The following is a 21282-nucleotide window of genomic DNA, read 5'->3' as shown; positions in this document are numbered from 1 at the left end:
CCAGGACGTGGCCGGTGGCCGATACGACATCATCGAGGCGAGGTCCCCGCGGGGACCTCGGCGCTGGATCGGTGCCGCGGTGCTGGCGGCGCTCCTGGTGGTGCCGGTGCTGGTCCTGCTGGCCGGCCGGGAGCCCGGCGCGGCCCCGCCGCTCCCGCCGCCGGTGCCCACCCGGACGGTGGCCGGCGCCAAGGAGGTCTCCAACGTGCTCTACCCCCGGCCCCGTCGCAGGGGCGGCAGGGAGATCCTCAACGTGGTCTTCCCCGACGGTTCGGCGGCAGAGGTCGACTACCCGGCTGAACTGGGCCTGGCCAGGCTGGGGGTCCGGCCCGCGATGACGGGCAGGCTCGACGGGGAGGCCGGCACGTACCGGCAGCTGACCGTGCCGCCGGGAGGGCCGGCCGGGGTGGCGATGGGCAGGCCGATGATCCGGAAGCTGGCCGGGCAGGTCACGCTCTGGCACCCGATGAGCCCCGCCGAGGGGGAGGTGCTGCTGTTCGCGTTCGACCCCTGGTTCGTGGCGCTGCGCGATCTCAAGGACGGCATGCCCTTCGAGCAGCGCATGCTCTGGGCGCGCAACCTGCGCGGCAGGGTGACCAAGGGAGGCTACCTCGTGCTCGACGCCCGTGCTCCGGTGCGGCTGGCCGGGGCGGGGGAGACCTTCCGCGGCGAGCAGGTGGGGCCGCAGCTGTGGTTCGGCGGGGCCAGGGAGATGCTGCTCGTGCTGGCACCGGTGCCCGGCTGCGACGTCGCGGCGATCGAGCTCTCCGTGATCGAGCAGCGGCGCCGCTTCTCCGCCGAGACCTGCCAGGACGGTGTGTACGTGGCGGCCTCGGGAGAGCGGGGGCACGTGGAAAGGACGGTCGCTGAGATAGTGATCAGGCGGACAGCGTAAGGTGCGGCCATGTTCGCTGTAACCGCCACGCAGATCGATCCCGACAACCCGCTCGCCGGTCTCACCCTCGGTGAGCGCCCGGAACCCCAGGTCCCCGAGGGGTGGACCACCGTCACGGTGAGAGCGGTCTCGCTCAACCATCACGACCTTTTCACCCTGAAGGGCGTGGGCATCCGCGCGGAGCAGCTCCCGATGGTGCTCGGCACCGACGCGGCGGGGTACGACGAGGACGGCAACGAGGTCATCGTGCACTCGGTGATCGGCAACGGTGCCGACGAGACGCTCGACCCGAAGCGCTCCCTGCTGTCGGAGAAGTACGACGGCACCTTCGCCGAGCGGGTCGTCGTGCCCAGGCGCAACCTCGTGCCCAAGCCCGCCGCGCTCAGCTTCGAGGAGGCCGCCTGCCTGCCGACGGCCTGGTTGACCGCCTACCGCATGCTGTTCGACAAGGCCGGGCTGGAGCCGGGCTCGACGGTGCTGGTCCAGGGCGCGGGCGGTGGCGTGGCCACCGCGCTGATCCTGCTGGGCCGGGCCGGGGGATATCGGATCTGGGCGACCAGCCGCTCTGAGAAGAAGCGGGCGAGGGCCCTGGAACTGGGCGCCGACCAGGTGTTCGAGGACGGCGCCCGGCTGCCCGAGCGGGTCGACGCGGTGATGGAGACCGTCGGCCAGGCGACCTGGGCGCATTCGCTGAAGGCGCTGCGCCCCGGTGGACGGATCGTGATCTCAGGCGCGACCAGCGGAGTGGTCCCGCCGGCCGAGCTGAACCGCATCTTCTTCCTGCAGCTCTCGGTGATCGGCTCCACCATGGGCACCCGTGACCAGCTGGGCAGGCTCGCCCGCTTCATGGAGCAGACGGGTACCCGCCCGCTGATCGACCGGGTCCTCCCGCTGACCGAGGCCCGCGAGGGCATCGCGGCCATGCACGAGGGCGAGCTCTTCGGGAAGGTCGTCTTCACGCTGCCGGGGTGAACGCGGTCCGCGGCGGAGCAGAGCACTACCGGGCACCGATGTGTTTCCGATCAGGTGCATAAGTAACGGGTTACTTTTCTACCTCCCGGGTGGTAGAACACGGATGAGCGATGTATCGCCCGGGAGGCCCGGAATGACCGACTCAACCGCGCAACGTGACCCCGACGACCCCGACGCGCCGCGCGCCCCCCTCGCCGCGCCCGCCGGCTCCTCCGCGTACGGCGGTCCCGGCACGCGTGGCGGCCCGGTGGTGAGCGCCGTCCCGGCTCTCCCTGAGGCGAGGGACGGCGAGCACGCGCGCAGCGATCCCGAACCGTTCGGCCCCGGTGACCTGCTCTGGGACGGGATGGGCGACCAGCGGCTGATGTTCCTGCTCGGCGGCGGTCTCATCATGCAGGTCATGCACCCGGCGATCGGCGCCGCAGTCGGCCGGCAGTCGGTCTACCGGTCCGACCCGTGGGGACGGCTCACCCGCTCGCTCAACTCGTTGCAGACCTGGGTGTACGGAGGGCCGCAGGCCATCGAGGAGGGCAAGCGCCTGCGTGAGATGCACAAGGACATCAGCGGCGTCGACGCGCAGGGCAGGAGCTACCACGCGCTGAGCGCGGGACCGTACGCCTGGGTGCACCTGACCGCCTTCGAGCGCGCCGTCACCATGGCCAGGTACTTCGGCGAGCGGCCGTACACCCCGCAGGAGGAGCGGCGCCTGTACGAGGAGATCATCCGCCTGGGCCGGATCCTGCGGGTCCCCGAGCGGATGTTCCCCGCCACGGTCGACGACTACTGGACCTACTTCCACGACATGGTCGACAACACGCTGGAGAACCATCCGACGGCGCACGACGTGCTGGAGACCACGCTCACCGTGGGGGCACCGCCGCTGCTCCGCGGGCCGCTGCGGGCACTGTGGCGCCCGCTCGGTCTGACCTCGGGCCGGCTCAACCACTTCGTCACGGTCGGCACGCTGCCGGACGCCGTCCGCCGGAAGCTGGAACTGCCGTGGACCGCCAGGGACGAGGTGCGGCTGCGCCGCCTCGGCAGGGCGGTCGCCGTGACGATGCCACGCCTGCCCGAGCGGGCCAGATATCTGCCGATCGCCTATCACGCCAGGCGGGCGGCACGCGCACAGGAGCGGCTCACCCGCGCCATGCGCGTCGCCTGAGGAAAGGCCGCCGCTCCGGGTGCCGCCGGTCCGCGCGCGTCGCGTGGCGGGGGCGCGGACCGGCGCGCGTCGGCGGGGGAGGACGGGTGGTTACCGGAGCGCTTCGCGGATGCGGCGGGCCGCGTCGTACAGGGCGTCCTGCGCGGTGGCCAGGGTCTCCTCGGTGACCTGCGCGTTCGACGCGTCCCTGTGGACCTCCTCGGCGAACTCGGCCAGCATCTGCCCGAGCCGGGCGTCGCCGGCGTGTGATCCCTCGCCGGTGAAGCCGGCGGCCCAGATCCGCTTCCAGTCGTCCTTCCACTCGTGCTTCTGGCGCTGCCATTCCGTCTTCTGCTCGCGCCAGGCCCTGCGCTGGTCGTGCTTGGCCTGCTTCTCCTCGTACCCGGAGCCCTGGCGCACGTCACGTGCCATCTGGGTGAGCTCCTCGCGCAGCGACTTCACGGTGTCGCGCACGTCCTCCTTGACCTCGCGGGCGATGTCGCGGACCGAGTCGGAGATCTCCTGCTCCAGATCGGCGAGTTCGTCGAGGCGGTCGTTGAGCTCGGCGCGACCCCGGTCGCTGATCGTGAAGACCTTCTTGCCGTTCACGACCTCGTGGGTGACCAGCCCCTCCTCCTCCAGCCGGGCCAGGCGCGGGTAGATCGTGCCGGGCGAGGGGGAGTAGACACCGAGGAAGCGATCCTGGAGCAGCCGGATCACCTCGTAACCGTGGCGGGGGCTCTCCTCCAGCAGCTTCAGGAGATAGAGCCGGAGCCTTCCATGACCGAAAACCGGACTCATGCTTGGGCTCCCTTCAGCAGGGTGACATCGGCGGAGACGGTGTGCGCCGTCAGGGAGGCCATGCCGCCGCCGATTCGGCCGGTCAGCGACCTCGCGCCGGTCTGGGTGGAGTGGTGGAGTTCGGAGAAGGCGGTGTCGAGCCTGCCCGAGGTGGAGCGGATCTTGACATCGGCGTCCACGGCGTGCGGGAGCCTGAGCACGATGTCGCCGGTGACGCTGTTCAGCGTCACATGACCGGTCGGCGGGAGCTCCAGGTCGGCGGTGATCCGGCCGGAGACGGTGGTGACGCTGAGACGCCGGGGGGTGCCCTGCGCCACGGTCAGCTCGCCGGAGACGCTCTTGAACGACAGGTCGCCGACCAGGTCGCGGCTCTCCACGTCGCCGGAGACGGTGTCGGCGTTGATCTCCCCGCTCACCCCGTCGAGCACGATGTCGCCCGAGACGCCCCTGACCGAGGTGCGGTCCTCGAATCCGGAGACGACCGCGGAGGCGGAGACCACCCCCACGTTGATCGGGCAGCCCTTGGGCGCGGTCAGCGTCAGCGTCGCCCGGCGTCGCCCCGGGCGCAGCCAGCCCAGCAGGCCGTCCCAGGTCAGGTCCTTGTAGGTGACGGTGAGCGTGCCGTCGTCGTCGTGGGTGACGAGCAGCGGTGTGGTATCCACCTCGGTGACCTCAAGCGTGGCGGGGCCGTCGCCGGCCAGCACCGCCAGCCTGCCCGCCACGATGCGCACGTTCAGCTTTCTCACGGAGTCGAAGGTGAGCTGCTCTGGTTTCTCGATGGTCCACTGCCGCATGTTCGTGACCTCCTTGTGCATGACACGATATGTCGCGTCAGCCGGGAGGTCAAGATATATCGCGTTATTTCAATCGTCCTCGTCGTCCAGCCGGGCCAGCCAGGTGGCCAGCCGTTCCACCGGAGTCTCGAAGTCCGGGTTCAGGTCGACGAACTCGCGCAGCCGCTCGGCCAGCCACCCGATGGTGACCTCCTCCTGGCCACGACGCTCGACGAGCTCCTCGATGCCCCGATCGGTGAAGTACATCGTTCTCCTCGTGGTGACACTTGCCATAACGGGGAAGTCCCCCGCAGAGGTTCCTGCGGGGGACTTCCGTGGTGACGCCTGCACTGCGGACCGCCGGTCGGCGGTCCTTCCTCTAGACGAAGACCTCGCCCAGCATCTGCTGCAGCTCGGCCTCGTGGGCCGAGTGCGAGCCGGTCGCCGGGGAGGAGTTGGCCTTGCGGGAGACCCGCTTGATCACGCGGCCGCCGAAGACGCCCGGGTTCTCGGCCATCTTGAGCGCCAGGAACGGCCACGGACCCATGTTGAGCGGCTCGTCCTGCGCCCACACCAGCTCGACGTCGGCGGAGTAACGGCTCAGCTCGACCTCCAGCGGGTTGCCGGGGAACGGGTAGAGCCGCTCAAGACGGACGATCGCCACGTCGTTGCGGCCCTGCTTGTCGCGGGCCGCCGCCAGGTCGTAGTAGAGCTTGCCGGAGACCAGCACGACCTTGCGGACGCCGGCCGGGGCGACGGTGGTGTCGCCGAGCACCGGCTGGAACGACCCCGAGGTGAACTCGCTGACCGGCGAGATCGCCGCCTTGTGCCGCAGCAGCGACTTGGGCGTGAACACCACCAGCGGGCGGTGCCGGTTCGACAGCGTCTGCCAGCGCAACAGGTGGAAGTAGTTGGCCGGCACCGTGGGCTGCGCGACGGTCATGTTGTCCTGGGCGCACATCTGCAGGAAGCGCTCGATGCGAGCCGAGGAGTGGTCGGGGCCCTGTCCCTCGTAGCCGTGCGGCAGCAGCAGGGTGACGCCGGAGCGCTGGCCCCACTTCTGCTCGCCCGAGGTGAGGTACTCGTCGATGATCGACTGAGCGCCGTTGACGAAGTCGCCGAACTGCGCCTCCCAGGCGACCAGGGCCTCGGGCCGCTCCACGCTGTAGCCGTACTCGAAGCCGAGCGCGGCGTACTCGCTCAGCAGGGAGTCATAGACGTAGAACTTCGTGGTGCCCTGGTTGAACGCCTTGAGCGGGGTGTGTTCCTCGCCCGTGACCCGGTCGACCAGCACGGCGTGCCGCTGGGTGAACGTGCCGCGCCGGGAGTCCTGGCCGACGAGGCGGACCGGGTGACCGTCGATCAGCAGCGATCCGAACGCCAGGGTCTCGCCCATGCCCCAGTCGATGCGCTCCTCGGTGACCATCTGCCCGCGACGCTGCAGCACCGGCAGCAGGCGCGGGTGGACGGTGAAGCCCTCGGGCATGTTGAGCTGGGTCTCCACGATCCGCTTGACGGTCTCCTCGGAGATGGCCGTCTTGACGTCCTCGTGGGACCAGGGGATGGTCTCCATGTCGATCGGGCGGGAGAACTCGTCCGTCGACGCGTTGGCCGCCGCGCGGGTCTCGGTGAAGGCGTTCTCCAGCTTGGCCTGGTAGTCGCGGAGCGCGCCCTCGGCCTCCTCGACCGTGATGTCGCCCCGGCCGATCAGCGCCTCGGTGTAGAGCTTGCGGGTGGAGCGCTTGGCGTCGATCAGGTCGTACATCAGCGGCTGGGTGAAGCCCGGGTTGTCCATCTCGTTGTGGCCGCGACGCCGGTAGCAGATCAGGTCGATCACGACGTCCTTGCGGAACACCTGGCGGTACTCGAAGGCCAGGCGGCCGACCCGGACCACGGCCTCGGGGTCGTCGCCGTTGACATGGAAGATCGGGGCCTGGATCATCCGGGCCACGTCGGTGGCGTACACGCTGGAACGCGAGCTGGCCGGGCTGGTGGTGAAGCCGACCTGGTTGTTGACCACGATGTGCACGGTGCCGCCGGTGCGGTAGCCGCGCAGCTGCGACAGGTTGAGGGTCTCGGCCACCACGCCCTGGCCCGCGAAGGCCGCGTCGCCGTGGACGAGCACGGGCAGGACGGTGAAGCCCTCCTCGCCGCGCTCCAGGAGGTCCTGCTTGGCGCGGACCACGCCCTCCAGGACCGGGTCGACCGTCTCCAGGTGGGAGGGGTTGGCCACGACCGAGGTCCTGAGCTTGGAACCGTCGGGCGAGACGAAGTCGCCGCTGGCACCCAGGTGGTACTTCACGTCACCGGAGCCGTGGGCGCTGCGCGGGTCGATGTTGCCCTCGAACTCGCCGAAGATCTGCCCGTACGACTTGCCGACGATGTTGGCCAGCACGTTGAGGCGACCGCGGTGGGCCATGCCGACCACGGCCTCGTCGAGCCGCTCCTCGGCCGCGGCGCTCAGCACCGAGTCGAGCAGCGGGATCAGCGACTCGCCGCCCTCCAGCGAGAAGCGCTTCTGACCCACGAACTTCGTCTGCAGGAACGTCTCGAACGCCTCGGCGGTGTTCAGCCGCTCCAGGACGCGCAGCTGCTCGGTGCGGTCGGGCTTGGCGTGCGGCCGCTCGACGCGCGCCTGGATCCAGGCCCGCTCCTCGGGGTTCTGCATGTGCATGTACTCCACGCCGATGGTCCGGCAGTAGGAGTCACGCAGCACGCCGAGAATGTCGCGCAGCTTCATCAGGGGCCGGCCGCCGAAGCCGCCGGTGGCGAACTCGCGCTCCAGGTCCCAGAGGGTCAGACCGTGCGACTTGATGTCGAGGTCGGGGTGCTTGCGCTGCTTGTACTCCAGCGGGTCGGTGTCCGCCATCAGGTGGCCGCGGACCCGGAAGGCGTGGATCAGCTCTATGACACGCGCGGACTTCGCCACGTCGTCGTCGTGCGTGGTGGAGATGTCCTGGACCCAGCGGATCGGCTCGTACGGGATCCGGAGGGCCTCGAAGATCTCGTCGTAGAAGCCGTCCTCGCCCAGCAGCAGCCGGTGGACCTGCCGCAGGAAGTCGCCGGACTGGGCGCCCTGGATGATCCGGTGGTCGTAGGTGCTGGTGATCGTCATGACCTTGCTCACCGCGAGGCGGGAGAGCGTGTCGGGGGAGGCGCCCTGGTACTCCGCGGGGTACTCCATCGCGCCGACGCCGATGATCGTGCCCTGCCCCGGCATCAGGCGCGGCACCGAGTGCACGGTGCCGATGGTGCCCGGGTTGGTCAGCGAGATCGTGGTGCCGGCGAAGTCGTCGACCCCCAGCTTGCCCGCCCTGGCCTTGCGCACCACGTCCTCGTAGGCGACCCAGAACTGGCGGAAGTCCATCTGCTCGGTCGCCTTGATCGACGGGACCAGGAGCTGACGGGTGCCGTCGCTCTTGGCGACGTCGATGGCCAGGCCCAGGTTGACGTGCTCGGGCTTGACCAGCGCCGGCTTGCCGTCGATCTCGGCGTAGGAGTGGTTCATCTCCGGCAGGACCTTGAGGGCCTTGATCACCGCGTAGCCGATGAGATGCGTGAACGACACCTTGCCGCCGCGACCGCGCGACAGGTGGTTGTTGATCACAATCCGGTTGTCGATCAGCAGCTTCGCCGGGACCGCGCGCACGCTGGTCGCCGTCGGGACCACAAGGCTGGCCTCCATGTTGGCGGCAGTCCTCGCGGCCGCGCCGCGTAGTCGAACTTCCTCGGCACCGGCGGGCAACTGCGTCTCCTGCTTGGATCGGTCCGCCGGAGCGGCCTTGGCCGCCGGCGCTGGGGTCGTCGTCACGGGGGCCGGGGCGGCCGGAGCCGCGGCGGCCCGGGCTGGGGCAGCCGGGGCCGAGGAAGCGGTGGGTGTCGGAGGAGTGGACGCGGCGGTCGCCGCACCCGGGGGAGCGACTCTGCCGGCCCCTGCATCAGGGCTGTAGTCGGCAAAGAAGCTCCACCAGGCCCGGTCGACCGACTCGGGGTCCTGGAGGTATTTCTGGTACAGCTCGTCGACCAGCCACTCGTTCTGGCCAAAGGCTGCCAGCGGGTTTGTCCGCGACGACTCAGACGACACGGCGGAAATCGCCCTCTTCCGCAGATCGGCGTTGATGATAGAGAACCTGTCCAAGGCTACTCGCCTCGGCCCGGACCTGCGCCACTCTGGCCGCAGCTTCCTTGTCGATCCTCTCAGAACTGTTTAAAACGGTCACCTCCTGGGTAGCCGTTTCGCCCGCTGAGTCCCTGGTCAGCCGGATCCGGTGGACTTCGTCAATCCAATCCGACCAGTCGGAACTCTGTCTGTATCTCCGGGGTAACATCTTCGAGCAGGCCGGCCAGCTCGTCTCCGGCGGCCCGTAACTCCTCGATGGACAGGGGTGCGAGTCGCTCCAGCAGGAACAGCGCGTCCGTCGTCTCCTCGGTGATCCGGGTGCGGACGCACTGCCGCCAGTTCCACCGGCGGCAGGTGACCCCCCTGTCGTCACGCCAGACGACCTCGCCGATCTCCGGATGGTCGATCGCCGGCTCGCCTCTCTCGACGACCTCGAACGGCTCGTCGCCGGCCGCGCGCACCAGCCTTGCCGTCCCCTCGTAGCGGGTCAGGTCCTCTCCGCCGATCGGCAGGCCGTGCCTGATGCTGATCGCGTTGTAGGCGTCGACCACCCGGTTGATCTCCGGCGGCGGCATCCGTCTGACCAGGGCGTCCACTGAGGGCCGGGTCCGCTGGGGCTTGGCGCCGAATGCCCGGTATGTTTCCCGCCACGCCTCGACCCTCGCGTCGTCGACCGCCACCGCCTTCTCGGCCGCCTCCGCCAGCCAGGCCCGCGACCTGTCGTCCGTCGGCCCGTTGCGCAGCCCGTACACCCCTATCACCAGCACCGCGAAGTCCGGCCTGAGCGCGCTGACGGCGGGGTCCACCCAGATGTCCTCGATCACGGCCCCAGTTTAGGCGGCGTGCGCGGCGATGCGAGGAAGGACGGGGTGGCCGTCCACTGGACGGCCACCCCGCGCCGATCATCCGCAGAGGGTGCCGTTGAGGAGCAGGCGTTCCGGCTTGGGGTTGGGGCCCGGGGCGTCGGCGCCGATGAAGCCGAAGGTGACCGAGTCACCCGGTCTGATGGTCTTGTTCCAGCTGAGGTTCCTGGCGGTCACGGTCGCGCCGTCCTGGGAGATGTCGGCGCTCCAGTGCCGCCGGACGCTCTGGCCGCCGAGGAAGGACCACTTCAGGGTCCAGCCGTCGATGGCCTTCTTGCCGGTGTTGGTGACGGTGACCTGGGTGTTGAACCCCTCGGGCCACTGGCCGTGGTTGGTGTAGGTCACCTTGCACACCCCGGCGGCGGCGGGGGTGTCCAGGTAGGAGGCGATCCAGGCGAGCGGGGAGTTCCAGTTGATGGTCAGCTCGTTGGTGGACCACGACTCGATGTCGTCGATGTAGCAGAACTGGGGCGCGCAACCCCTGAGCTTGGCCTGGGCCACCGGGTCCTGGATGCTGGAGTTCGGGCCGCCCGCCAGGGTGCCGCGCGGCGGGTTGGGCAGGGACGGGTCGAGCTGGTGGGCGTACCAGCGGCTGTGCTGGTTCTTGGCGGCGACCTCGCCGTAGCCGGTCACGTACGACTGGTTGAGGGCGTTGCGCCCGAAGAGGTAGTCCAGCCCCTCCAGCACCCCGTCGCGATACTTCGCCTCGCCGCTGAGGTCGTGGGCGACGGCCATCACGACCATGTTGTTGAGCACCAGGTTGTTGGAGCCCCAGTCGTAGGTCGACGGGTTGTACGGGACTCCGTAGGGGTGGGCCTTCTGGACGGCGAGATACCTGTCGGCGCCCTCCAGCACCGACTGGCGCACCCGTGCCCGGTCGGGGAGCGCGTTGGGCACCGCGGCCAGCTGCAGGCGGCCGAGCTGGGCGGTGTTGCCCCAGTCGAAGCCGCGCTCGCGCCAGATGTCGCCGGTGTGGTGCGGCGAGGCGAGCACGTAGTCCTTGAACTCCTTCTCGGCGGTGGTGAGATAGAGCTCGGCGGCGGCCCAGTAGAACTCGTCGGTCACGTTGTTGTCGTCGTAGGTGCCGCCGCCCACCCCGTCGGAGGGGTCGGCGTACCGTGCGGGGTCGGCCTTGGCCGCGGCCCAGGCCTTCCTGGCGGCGGCGAGGTTGCGCGCGGCGAACGCGGCGTCGTACGGGGCGAAGAGCCGGGCCGCCTGGGCCGCGGTGGCGGCCAGGTTGAGGGTTGCGGCGGTGGAGACCGGGTGCAGCTCGCGCCGCTGCGCGTCGAGGTGGGGCAGGAGCGGCAGGCCCGTCCACGCGGCGTCGTGGATCTTGTGGTGGACCATCCCCGCGTGTGGCCTGCCGTCCGGGACCTGCATGCTGAGCAGGAACTCCTGCTCCCAGCGGGCCTCGTCGAGGATGTCGGGGACTCCGTTGCCGCTCTCGGGGATGTTGAGATCACCGTCGGAGTGGATGCCGTCGGCCTTGGCGCGCTCGAAGGCGGACATCAGCTGGTGGACGGAGATACCGCCGTTGACGACGTACTTGCCGTGGTCGCCCGCGTCGTACCAGCCCCCCTTGACGTTCAGCGTGTAGTCGCAGACGCCCGGCTGGCAGGGCACCTCGACGTCCCCCTGGTTGGGGGCCACGCCCGCGTGCCCGGCGGGCCTGCCGTAGCCGGGGCGGAGGGTGTCGAGGATCGGGATGCCGCTGCGCTGGGTGTAGTAGAACTTCAGCGCGTCACCCCTGAGCTCGTCGTAGACGTCGGCGCCGATGTCGAACGGGCGGCTGGTCTCGCCGTCGGCCTCCAGCGTGTAGCCGGTGCCGGGGGCGATGCCGGTGCCGGGGGCCGAGCCGAAGTCGATCGAGTGCGTGTTCTGGCCGGAGCTTCCGTCGACGCCGCGCGGGACGGTGTCGCCCTGGGCGACGACCTGCCCGCCGCGCCGGAGCTTCCAGCCCACCGGCTCCGTCTCCTCGGTGACGAGCGTGGCCCTCTTCGGCCCGGCGGGCAGGTAGCCGACCATGTTCACCCGGACGCGGGGGCCGGTGTCCGGCCGGTAGACGTCGGGTTCGGCTCCGCCTTTCAGGGAGACGTCGTCCACGCAGAACCTCCACGGGGTGGCGCTGCCCCCGAGCTGGAACGCCACCTGCGCGCCTGGCAGGTCCACCGGTGAGGTGAAGGTGTAGCGGTAGTCATTGCCCGACACGCTCAGCTCGGGGTTGGCCGACAGGTACTGGGTGTAGGGGTCGACCGGGAGCTGGACGAGGGCCCTGGCGACGCGGCCGGGCGTCGCGACGCCGAAGAAGGAGAACTCGTACGTCTCGTCCTTGACCAGGGGGATGTCGTTCTGGCCGACGATGACGTCCCACGGGTTGGCGGTGCCACCGGGGATGTCCGCGCAGAGCCGTCCGTCCTCGATCTCCAGCGCGGTGTTGCCGGTGCTCCACCAGGGGGCGGTGCCGGTGTCGAAGGTGCCGTTGACGATCTGTTCGGGGCCGTCCGCGGCGGCGGGCAGTGGGGTCAGGGTCACCAGGGCGGCGGCCGTGGCGAGAGCGAGCCAGGCAGGTGGTCTGATCACGGGGGGTCCTTTACGCGGGGGATGCGCCTCGCGGTGGGAGCGTCTTTGTGGGAGCGCTCCCACAACGAGGATGTGCCGATGTTTCCAGCGCGTTTCGCCCGCAGTCAATCGACCCCCCTCCGGGGCCGCCCGCTGACCGGGTGAATGACCGATTTGCCCGATGAAACTTTCAGAGCCTCCGGGGCCGTGTCAGGGAGCGGTCCAGTCGATCTCCGGCCCCCGGGGCACGATCCCGCTCGGGTTGACGTTCGTCTGTGTCACGAAGTAATGCCGTTTGATCTGGTCGAAGTCGGTCGTGTCGCGGAACGCGGGAATGGCGTACAGCTCGCGGGCGTAGGCCCACAGGGCCGGGTAGTCGACGAGCCGCCGCACCGAGCATTTGAAGTGCGAGTTGTAGACCGCGTCGAACCTGGCGAGCGTGGGGTAGAGCCGCACGTCGCTCTCGGTGAGCGCGTCGCCGTGCAGGCGGCGCCGGCCGGTCAGGCGCTCCTCCAGCAGGTCGAGCGTGGCGAACACGCCGGTGACCGCCTCGTCGTACGCCTCCTGGGAGCGGGCGAACCCGGCCCGGTAGACGCCGTTGTTGAGGCCGTGGAAGATCACTTCGTTCAGCGCGTCGATCTCCTCGCGCAGTTCCCCGGGGTAGAGGTCGGGCGCGCCCTCGGCGTGCCACGGCGCGAAGGCCGTCTCCAGGGTGAGGGTGATCTGCGGGTAGTCGTTGGTGACCAGGCGTCCGGCGGCGATGTCCCAGACGCAGGGCACCGTGTAGCGACCCTGGTAGCCGGGGTCGGTCGCCAGGTAGAGCTCGGAGAGGTACTCCACTCCCGTCACCGGATCACCTCCGGGTATCCGCCAGCCCTTCTCGTCCCTGATCGGATCGACGATCGTCACCCCGATCACCTCCCGCAGGCCCAGCAACTCGCGGACGATGAGCGAGCGGTGCGCCCACGGGCAGGCGTAGGAGGCGTAGATCTGGTAGCGGCCGGGCTCCGGCGGATGCTCGCCGCCCGCCTCGATCCGTGTCGTGAACCGGTTCTGCTGCCTGACGAAGCGGCCGTCGCCGGAGATCTCCTTTTCCAGCTTCATGGTATGACGGTACGGGATCCCGAACAGAACATGGTTCGGTCGAAGGGGTCGGTGGAGCCCGGCCCTTCGGAGAGTTTCATGCAAAACCAGTAGGAAATATTGACTTAGTCCAGAGTGGTGCGTAGCTTGTCCGGTATGAGCTGCTATCTGACCCGTTTCGACCAGAAAGCACCGGTGGCCTCATGAGCATCGTGACCGTGGTGGGAAACCCGCGACCAGGGTCGCGCACTCACGGAGTGGCCATCTCGGCGGCGGAGGCGGTGGCCCGGCGGATCGGGGATCAGGCGGCTCCCGAGGTCGTCGATCTGGCGGTCCTGGCTCCACTGCTCTTCGCCCCGGAGACGGCGCCGGAGGTGAAGGCCGCGCTGGAGCTCGTCGCGGGTGCCGATGTGCTGGTGGTGGCGAGCCCGACCTACAAGGCCACCTACACCGGCCTGCTCAAGGCGTTCCTCGACCGGCTGCCGGGTGGTGCCCTCGCCTCGGCCGTCGCGCTCCCGCTGCTGGTGATGGGGGACGCCAAGCACTCCCTGGCGGTGGAGGTCCACTTCCGGCCGCTGCTGGTGGAGCTGGGCGCCGTCGTTCCCACGCCGGGCCTCGCGCTGCTGGAGTCGCAGCTCGCCGACCTCGACGCGGTCCTCGGCCCCTGGGCCGACCGGGTCGGCCCGCAGGTGGCGGCGGCGCTCGGGCAGCGGACTCCCGCGTGACGCAGGGAAGAGATGGCGGCATTAATGGGTTCTGAGAAGTGTCTTTTGTTCCTCGAAGGGGGAAAAGTGACCAAGTGGAGCATCTTGGCGGTACCCCACCCGTCCCTGGGAGAGGTGTCATGACCGAGACCCTGTCCGGCCGAGCGGTCGACGCGGAGCGGTTCCGGCAGGCGCTGGCCGTTCACGCGGCCGGGGTCGTCGTCGTCACGGCGCAGTTCGAGGGCGTACCGGTCGGTCTCACGGCCACCTCATTCGCATCCGTCAGCCTTGCGCCCCCGCTGGTCTCCTTCTACGTGGACCAGTCGTCGAGCACCTGGCCCTGGCTCCGGCAGGCCGATCACTTCGCGGTGAACGTCCTGGCCAGCGATCAGGCCGAGCTGGCCGCGCGCTTCGCGAGGAAGGGCGTCGACCGCTTCGCCGCACCCACCTCCTGGGCCCCGGGGCACCTGGGCGTCCCGCTGCTGGACGGTGTCTCGGCTCACCTGGTCTGTGCCCCCCACTCCACCGTCGACATCGGTGATCACATCCTGGTCGTCGGACTCGTCACCGAGACGAGCCTCGAACCCGGCGGCCGTCCGCTCCTGTACCACCAGGGCCGTTTCGGGCGTTTCACCCCTCACTCCTGATTGTTGAGGGGAATTTCCGTTTGGTCAGGCAAGGGGATGTTCCGTGATGGAGCGTTCCCTTCCGTGAGCTCTGACCTTCGGTACCCTGATGAATTCCATAGCCGATTTCCGGATGGGTGAACGCGATGCGGAGGCGCGGGTGCACGGCGGGTGATCGGTGCGCGGGCCCGAGCGGAGAATCCGCTTATTTCGGCGAAAGTGTTAAATACCGGATACCTCTAATCGGCGGCTTCGCGTGCCCCGGTCGCCGTACGGCCGGCCTGCCACGGGGCTCGCCCGCGCGATGCCTGGCAGTGCTTCCTCGGGCTTCCTCGGGGCTTTCTCAGGCGAGGCGGACGGTGCCCCGGCCGGTGGTCAGGGGGAGATCCAGGGCGGTACGGATGCCCGGTGGGGCGGCGCAGAGGGCGGCCACGGAGTTCACGGCATGAGCGGCGGCGCCGGCCAGCCCGTGGGAGATCTCGCTGACGGTGAGCATCAGCTGGGGCATGCCCTCGATGTGAACGCTGAAGCCGGGGTCGGCCCAGCGTGCCACCCGGGTGGCGTCGGCCTTGTAGACGCATTCCACGGTCATCAGGGGACGGCCGCGGACAAGCCCGCTGAACATCCAGCGGGAGGCGCACACGGTGCCCGCCCTGACCAGTCCCGCGGCGATCTCGAACTCCTCTGAGGCGAGCTCGAACTCGTCGCTCTCCTCGACCTCGTCGAGGGTCACGCCGAGGTTGTCGGCGACGAACTGGACGCTCTCGGCGAACAGCGAGCGCTGGAAGGCGCGGAAAGGGCGCACCCCGGCGGTGTAGTCCTTGGCCGAGCGGGTGAAGCCGAACAGGTCCACCACGATCTGCCGGGAGGGGTGACCCCGGAAGTCGGACGACTCCCGGACGTAGATGTGGTCGACCCTGCTGGACAGGCCGGTCAGCGTGAGCGGCAGCATGTCGCTCATGAAACCGGGGTTGACGCCGGTGCCGTGCAGGGACGTCCCTCCCGCCCGGCAGGCGGCCTCCAGACGGTCCACCACCGCCGGGCCGTAGCACTTGGGGTAGACGAACCCGGTGGTGGTGATGACGTTCTTGCCGCTGGCGAGCAGCGCGCAGATGGTCTCCACGTCGTTCGGATGACCCCCGCCGAAGTAGAAGGTCGGCAGCGGCATGTGCAGCACGCAGTCGGCCTCCAGGGCGAGGATCTCCTCGACGTCGTCGGTGCAGACGACGCCGGCCTCGGGGAGTCCCACGAGGAGCCCCGCGTCCCGTCCCACCTTGTCCGGGTCGTAGACCAGCACCCCGACCAGTTCGAACTCCGGCCGGGTGATGACGCTGCGCAGGGAGTATCTGCCGACTGCGCCGGTGGCCCATTGGACCACGCGCAGGGGCGGCGATAAGGACATATGGGGCCTCCAGCCCGAATTGTTGGGCGGGGCCCTGTTGGGAAAATGAGGGGTGTCATCATTGACCCTCGCCCGTATGGGGCAGAAACTTTAGCAGAAATTAACACGCTCGCTTACTATGCGCAATGATCTCCCATTTTTTGGTTACCGCTCTGGGGGATTTTGGTGCCTTTATCCGGAAGGTGTTCGGTCGCTTCCGGGGGCGTCGCCGGTCGCGTCGGGGGACCGGGGCATCCGCGATGGCACCGCCGGGGCCAAGCAAGCTATTGTTCAAGAGACTAGAATTATGTTCTCGTAGGAGGGTTGCGGATGTCAGAGCTGCGGTTTGACGGCAGGGTCGCGGTCATCACCGGTGCCGGACACGGTCTCGGCCGTTCGCACGCGCTGTCGCTCGCCGAGCGCGGTGCCAAGGTGGTCGTCAATGACCTGGGCGGGGCGTTGGACGGAACGGGGGCCTCCACCGGACCCGCCGCCGAGGTGGTCGAGCTGATCAGGAAGAACGGCGGCGAGGCGGCCGCCAGCACCGACAACGTCGCGACCCCCGAGGGGGCCAGGGCGATCGTCCAGACCGCGATCGACGCCTTCGGGCGGCTGGACATCGTCGTCAACAACGCCGGCATCCTGCGGGACAAGTCCTTCGGCAAGATGAGCGTCGAGGAGTTCGACCAGGTTCTCGCCGTCCACGTCCGCGGTTCGTTCCTGGTCAGCCGGGAGGCGTTCCCGTACCTCAAGGAACAGGGGTACGGCCGGATCGTCAACACCTCCTCGCCCGCCGGGCTGTTCGGCAACTTCGGCCAGGCCAACTACTCCACGGCCAAGATGGGCCTGGTCGGCCTCACCAAGACGCTCGGCATCGAGGGGGCCAGGGCCGGGATCAAGGCCAACGCGATCGCGCCGATCGCCTGGACCCGGATGACCGAGGAGATCCTCCCCGCCGAGTTCGAGGCCAAGTTCACCGCGGAGCGGGTCAGCGCCCTGGTGACCTTCCTGGCGCACGAGGCCTGTGAGACCAGCGGCGAGGTCTTCAGCGTCGGTGGTGGCCGGATCGCCCGGGTGTTCGTGGCCGAGGGGCCCGGCTGGCGGCAGGACGACCACACGGTGGAGGACATCCGCGACAACTGGCAGGCGATCCTCGCCGAGCAGCCGTACCTGACCCCGACCACCCTCGGCCGGCAGGCGACCGCCTCCATGAAGGCCATGCTCTGACGCCGCGGGCCGCGTTCCGGCGGCCCTGAGGCTCAAGGGGCGCTCCCACACCGGGGGCGCCCCTTCTGCTGTCCGCGCCGGGGGCGGGGCCAGGACTTTTGCTGATTCCTGCAAAAGTCGACGGACTGTTAGTTAAAAGCTCTTCACAAATCCAGCCAAAGAGGGTTAGCTTCTGCACATCCCACTCCGGGCGAGGAGGTGCTGTGAGTCGGGTCACCGTTCGGCCGGAGAGCACGCGCCACCACGGCCGCCGCGTGCGGGGCGCTCGCGCGCCGAGCCCGACCGGCTCATCGAGCCGCACCTGGCGGAGCGGGTGGGGCCTGCGGCGACCACGTCCTCTCGGCCCGACGACGAACCAGTGAGGCCCCATGTCCGAAGCCACCCCTCTGCTGCGCATGCGGGGGATCGTCAAGCAGTTCCCCGGCGTGCGTGCCCTGGACGGTGTCGACCTGGAGGTGCTGCCCGGTGAGGTGCACTGCCTGCTCGGCCAGAACGGTGCCGGGAAGTCCACCCTGATCAAGACCCTGGCGGGCGCTCATCAGCCCGATGAGGGCACGATCACGTTGAACGGTGCGGACGTGCGGCTGTCGAGCCCGATCGCCGCGATCAGGCTCGGCATCTCCACGATCTACCAGGAACTCGATCTGGTGGACGGGCTGAGTGTGGCGGAGAACGTCTTCCTCGGACACGAGCCGGCCCGGCTGGGGTTCGTCGGACGGGGAAGGGCGGCGCGGGCGACGCGGGAGCTGCTGGCCCGGCTGGGGCACGGTGAGATCCACCCGTCGACGGAGGTGGGACGGCTGTCGCCGGCGGCCAAGCAGGTGGTGAGCATGGCGCGGGCGCTGTCGCACGACACCCGGCTGATCATCATGGACGAGCCGTCGGCGGCGCTGGCCCATGACGAGGTGGGCAACCTGTTCCGGATCATCCGGGAGCTGACCGCTCAGGGGGTCGCGGTGGTCTACATCTCGCACCGGCTGGAGGAGATCCGCGAGATCGGGGACCGGGTGACGGTGCTCAAGGACGGTCGCACGGTCGCGGTGGGGCTGCCGGCCAAGCAGACTCCGACCTCGCGGGTGGTGGCGTTGATGACCGGCCGCGAGGTCGAGTACGTCTTCCCGCCGCGCCGCGCGGAACGCGTCGCGGGGGCCGAGGTGCTGCGGGTCGAAAAGCTCACCGTGCCCGGCGTCTTCACCGACGTGTCGTTCTCGGTGCGGGCGGGAGAGATCGTGGGGCTGGCCGGGCTGGTCGGCTCGGGCCGCTCGGAGATCATCGAGGCGGTGTACGGGGCGCGGAGGTTCTCGGGGCAGGTGCTCCTGGAGGGGCGGCCGGTACGCGGGGGCGGTACGACGGGCACGGTCCGCCTGGGGATGGGGCTGGCCCCCGAGGAGCGCAAGGCGCAGGCCCTGCTGCTGGACCAGAGCGTGTCGCGCAACATCAGCCTGGCCAGCCTGGGCCGCTACTCGCGGCTGGGGTGGATGGACCGCCGCCGCGAGGCCGCGGACGCGCGGGAGATGGTGCGAGCCCTGGACATCCGGCCGGCCGATCCCGAGCGGCCGGTCAAGACGCTTTCCGGCGGCAACCAGCAGAAGGCGGTGCTGGCGCGGTGGCTGCTCAACGACCGCAAGCTGCTGCTGCTGGACGAGCCGACGCGGGGGGTGGACGTGGGGGCTCGGGCGGAGCTGTACGCGCTGGTGCGGCGGCTGGCCGATGAGGGGATCGGGGTGCTGCTGGTCTCCAGCGAGGTGCCCGAGGTGCTGGGGTTGGCCGATCGGGTGCTGGTCCTGCGGGAGGGCCGGGTCATCCGTGAGGCCGATGCCGGTGAGCTGGACGAGCACGCCGTCCTCGACATGATCATGGAAGGGAGTGCCCTGTGACATCCCTCTCGACCGGGAGCACCGGGACTGGTGAAAGGAACCGACAGGTCCTCATGAACGTCATCTCTCGTCGCTTCGAGAACACCCTGGCGGGGCTCCGGTGAAGTCGTCCTCGGACGAGCGCGTCGAGGCGTCGGTCCGTAAACCCGTCGTGGTGAGCCCGCTGGCCCGTCTCGGGGAGACGCGCCACCTCGGGCTGGTGGTCGCGCTGGCACTGCTGGCGGTGGTGGGCCTGGTCACGGTGCCCGACACCTTCGCGACCACCTCCAACCTGGTGAGCATCCTGTCGCTGGCCGCGACCATCGGGGTGATCACGGTCGGCATGACCTTCGTGATCATCGGTGGGGGCATCGACCTGTCGGTGGGCGCGGTGATGGCACTGGCGTCGGTGTGGGCGACCACGCTGGCCACCCAGTCCTACGGCCCGCTCGTGATGATCGTGTGCGCGGTGCTGGTCGGTACCGGGGCGGGCCTGGTCAACGGGCTGCTGATCTCCTACGGGCGGATGGTGCCGTTCATCGCGACGCTGGCGATGCTGGTGGCCGCCAGGGGGCTGGCACAGCGGATGTCCGACCGGCGCACCCAGTTGGTGCAGCAGGGCAACGAGATGATCGTGGAGCTGTCGACGACCCGGGTGCTGGGCATCCCGGTGCTGGTCTACATCTTCGCGCTGGTGGTGCTGGCCGGGTGGGTGGTGCTGAACCGGACCACGTTCGGCCGGCGCACCTACGCGGTGGGCGGCAACCCCGAGGCGGCCCGGCTGGCGGGCATCGACGTGCGCCGCCACACCGTGTTGCTGTACGCGCTGTCGGGGCTGTGCTGCGGGATCGCGGCGGTTCTGATCATGGCCAGGACCACGACGGGTTCCTCCACGCACGGAGACCTGTACGAGCTGGACGCGATCGCGGCGGTCATCATCGGCGGCACGCTGCTGACCGGGGGACGCGGGTCGATCATCGGATCGATCCTGGGTCTGCTGATCTTCACTGTGATCACGAACCTGTTCATTCTCAACGGGCTCAACACCAGCGACCAGCTGGTGGCCAAGGGCCTGATCATCGTGGTGGCCGTGCTGCTCCAGCGGCGCGCCCTCACCTCACGGACCTAGGCCCTGTCTCTTGGATCTTCCGCACCCCGAGGTCAGGCGGCGTCTCGCCACGTTGCCGCCGGTCACCGCGGCACGCCGCGGCTCCCTCCGCCGCCTCGCGAGAGGCCGGCCGGTCCTCGCCGCGGCAAGATCCGCCAGACAGGGCCTGGACCCGCGTCCCGCGGACCGGTCAGGGGTCCGCGGGGCGCGTCACGCTTCCCCCCAAGTTTCCCCCCAAGAAGGAGCAGGGTCATGACAGAGAATGTCGCTCGCAGGGGTTTCCTGCTCGGCGGTGCGGTCATCGGTGCGGGTGCGCTGGTGACGGCGTGCACCGGCAACGAGGTGGCCGCACCGGCCGGCGCGGCAAGCACGGCGCCGGCACCGGCGGCCGCGACCGGTGGTAACGAGGCGCCCGGCGACAAGGTGGTCATCGGCTTCTCGGCGCCCGCGGCCGATCATGGCTGGATCGCCGCGATCGCCAAGAACGCCGAGGCCACGGCCAAGCAGTACTCCGACATCGAGTTCAAGCCGGTCGAGCCGACCAACGACATCAACGCGCAGATCTCCGCGGTGGAGTCGCTGATCGCGGCGAAGGTCGCCGCCCTGGTGATCCTGCCGAACGACGGCCAGCAGCTCAACCAGATCGCCCGGCAGGCCTCGGACGCGGGCATCCCGGTGATCAACCTGGACCGGGTCTTCCCCGACAAGCTGTCGTACCGCACCTGGATCGGCGGCGACAACTACGGCATGGGCGTCGCAGCCGGCCACTACGTCGGCAAGAAGCTCAAGGACAAGGGGGTGGCCGACCCGGTGATCCTGGAGATCCAGGGCATCGCGACGCTGCCGCTGACCCAGGACCGCAGCAAGGGGTTCGAGGACGCGCTGAAGACGTACGGGTTCGCGGTGACGGCCAAGCAGGACGCGCAGTTCACCGTGGAGTCGGGGACCAAGGTCGCGGCGAACCTGATGCAGGCGCACAAGAAGATCGACGCGATCTGGAACCACGACGACGACCAGGGCATCGGCGTGCTGGCCGCGATCAAGGAGGCCGGGCGCAGCGAGTTCTTCATGGTCGGTGGCGCCGGGTCGGCCAACGCGATGCGCGACATCAAGGCGGGAACGGGGGTGCTGGAGGCGACGGTGACCTACAGCCCCACGATGGCCTCCTCGGCG

17 protein-coding genes are annotated in these 21282 nt (G+C 69.5%); 9 read left to right on the top strand and 8 right to left on the bottom strand.

The window, feature by feature from the left end; genetic code table 11:
* The first annotated feature begins 7 nt into the window (after nucleotides 1-7).
* From ABZ260_RS14900 to ABZ260_RS14890, 3 genes are all read left to right on the top strand, one after another.
* The gene (locus ABZ260_RS14900; RefSeq protein ID WP_355617000.1) at nucleotides 8-895 is read left to right on the top strand and encodes a hypothetical protein; all 888 of its coding nucleotides are present in this window, start codon (nucleotides 8-10) and stop codon (nucleotides 893-895) included.
* A 9-nt stretch (nucleotides 896-904) separates the two neighbouring features.
* The gene (locus ABZ260_RS14895) at nucleotides 905-1867 is read left to right on the top strand and encodes a zinc-binding dehydrogenase (protein WP_355616998.1); all 963 of its coding nucleotides are present in this window, start codon (nucleotides 905-907) and stop codon (nucleotides 1865-1867) included.
* A gap of 133 nt (nucleotides 1868-2000) precedes the next feature.
* On the top strand, nucleotides 2001-3029 hold the full coding sequence (locus ABZ260_RS14890; RefSeq protein ID WP_355616996.1) for an oxygenase MpaB family protein: 1029 nt from the start codon (nucleotides 2001-2003) through the stop codon (nucleotides 3027-3029).
* Nucleotides 3030-3119: 90 nt separating this feature from the next.
* Here the strand turns inward: ABZ260_RS14890 and ABZ260_RS14885 are convergent, their stop codons facing one another.
* From ABZ260_RS14885 to ABZ260_RS14855, 7 genes are all read right to left on the bottom strand, one after another.
* Nucleotides 3120-3809 carry a PadR family transcriptional regulator gene (locus tag ABZ260_RS14885; protein WP_355616994.1) on the bottom strand — a complete coding sequence of 230 codons (690 nt, stop codon included), beginning with the start codon at nucleotides 3807-3809 and terminating at the stop codon, nucleotides 3120-3122.
* On the bottom strand, nucleotides 3806-4603 hold the full coding sequence (locus ABZ260_RS14880; RefSeq protein WP_350959546.1) for a DUF4097 family beta strand repeat-containing protein: 798 nt from the start codon (nucleotides 4601-4603) through the stop codon (nucleotides 3806-3808). The genes ABZ260_RS14885 and ABZ260_RS14880 overlap by 4 nt, the downstream gene beginning before the upstream one ends.
* Nucleotides 4604-4672: 69 nt before the next feature.
* Nucleotides 4673-4849, bottom strand: coding sequence for a DUF6104 family protein (locus tag ABZ260_RS14875; protein WP_169750152.1), 177 nt, complete (start codon nucleotides 4847-4849; stop codon nucleotides 4673-4675).
* Nucleotides 4850-4961: 112 nt separating this feature from the next.
* A complete protein-coding gene (locus ABZ260_RS14870) occupies nucleotides 4962-8666 on the bottom strand; it encodes a multifunctional oxoglutarate decarboxylase/oxoglutarate dehydrogenase thiamine pyrophosphate-binding subunit/dihydrolipoyllysine-residue succinyltransferase subunit (RefSeq protein ID WP_355616991.1) in 3705 nt (1234 codons plus the stop codon).
* Between the two features lie 194 nt (nucleotides 8667-8860).
* Nucleotides 8861-9526 (bottom strand): phenylalanine--tRNA ligase beta subunit-related protein, encoded by a 666-nt coding sequence (locus ABZ260_RS14865; RefSeq protein ID WP_350914325.1) that lies wholly within the window; start codon nucleotides 9524-9526, stop codon nucleotides 8861-8863.
* A gap of 78 nt (nucleotides 9527-9604) precedes the next feature.
* Nucleotides 9605-12145 carry a glycoside hydrolase family 9 protein gene (locus ABZ260_RS14860; protein ID WP_355616989.1) on the bottom strand — a complete coding sequence of 847 codons (2541 nt, stop codon included), beginning with the start codon at nucleotides 12143-12145 and terminating at the stop codon, nucleotides 9605-9607.
* Between the two features lie 189 nt (nucleotides 12146-12334).
* Nucleotides 12335-13228: a glutathione S-transferase C-terminal domain-containing protein gene (locus tag ABZ260_RS14855; RefSeq protein ID WP_355616987.1), complete on the bottom strand. Its 894-nt coding sequence runs from the start codon at nucleotides 13226-13228 to the stop codon at nucleotides 12335-12337.
* Nucleotides 13229-13410: 182 nt separating this feature from the next.
* On the opposite strand from ABZ260_RS14855, the gene ABZ260_RS14850 reads away from it, so the two are divergent.
* Nucleotides 13411-13932, top strand: a complete 522-nt coding sequence (locus ABZ260_RS14850; protein WP_355616985.1) for an NADPH-dependent FMN reductase — start codon at nucleotides 13411-13413, stop codon at nucleotides 13930-13932.
* 119 nt (nucleotides 13933-14051) lie between these two features.
* Complete coding sequence (locus tag ABZ260_RS14845; protein ID WP_355563231.1) at nucleotides 14052-14558, top strand: flavin reductase family protein; 507 nt, start codon at nucleotides 14052-14054, stop codon at nucleotides 14556-14558.
* Between the two features lie 322 nt (nucleotides 14559-14880).
* Here the strand turns inward: ABZ260_RS14845 and ABZ260_RS14840 are convergent, their stop codons facing one another.
* Complete coding sequence (locus ABZ260_RS14840; protein WP_355616983.1) at nucleotides 14881-15939, bottom strand: dihydrodipicolinate reductase; 1059 nt, start codon at nucleotides 15937-15939, stop codon at nucleotides 14881-14883.
* 309 nt (nucleotides 15940-16248) lie between these two features.
* Between ABZ260_RS14840 and ABZ260_RS14835 the strand changes: the two genes are divergently transcribed.
* The 4 genes from ABZ260_RS14835 to ABZ260_RS14820 all read left to right on the top strand — a co-directional run.
* Nucleotides 16249-17145, top strand: a complete 897-nt coding sequence (locus ABZ260_RS14835) for an SDR family oxidoreductase (RefSeq protein ID WP_355563237.1) — start codon at nucleotides 16249-16251, stop codon at nucleotides 17143-17145.
* 368 nt (nucleotides 17146-17513) lie between these two features.
* Nucleotides 17514-19022 carry a sugar ABC transporter ATP-binding protein gene (locus ABZ260_RS14830; protein WP_350959531.1) on the top strand — a complete coding sequence of 503 codons (1509 nt, stop codon included), beginning with the start codon at nucleotides 17514-17516 and terminating at the stop codon, nucleotides 19020-19022.
* A gap of 100 nt (nucleotides 19023-19122) precedes the next feature.
* A complete protein-coding gene (locus tag ABZ260_RS14825; RefSeq protein WP_355616981.1) occupies nucleotides 19123-20130 on the top strand; it encodes an ABC transporter permease in 1008 nt (335 codons plus the stop codon).
* 231 nt (nucleotides 20131-20361) lie between these two features.
* Nucleotides 20362-21282 (top strand): substrate-binding domain-containing protein (locus ABZ260_RS14820; protein ID WP_355616979.1); only part of this gene is annotated, 921 nt, incomplete at its 3' end.

The organism is Streptosporangium sp. NPDC006013, assembly GCF_040614275.1.
In the GTDB taxonomy this organism is placed as follows: Bacteria; Actinomycetota; Actinomycetes; order Streptosporangiales; family Streptosporangiaceae; genus Streptosporangium.
The sequence above is the reverse complement of the archived record's forward strand: the minus strand, read 5'-3'. Positions and strand labels throughout refer to the sequence as shown.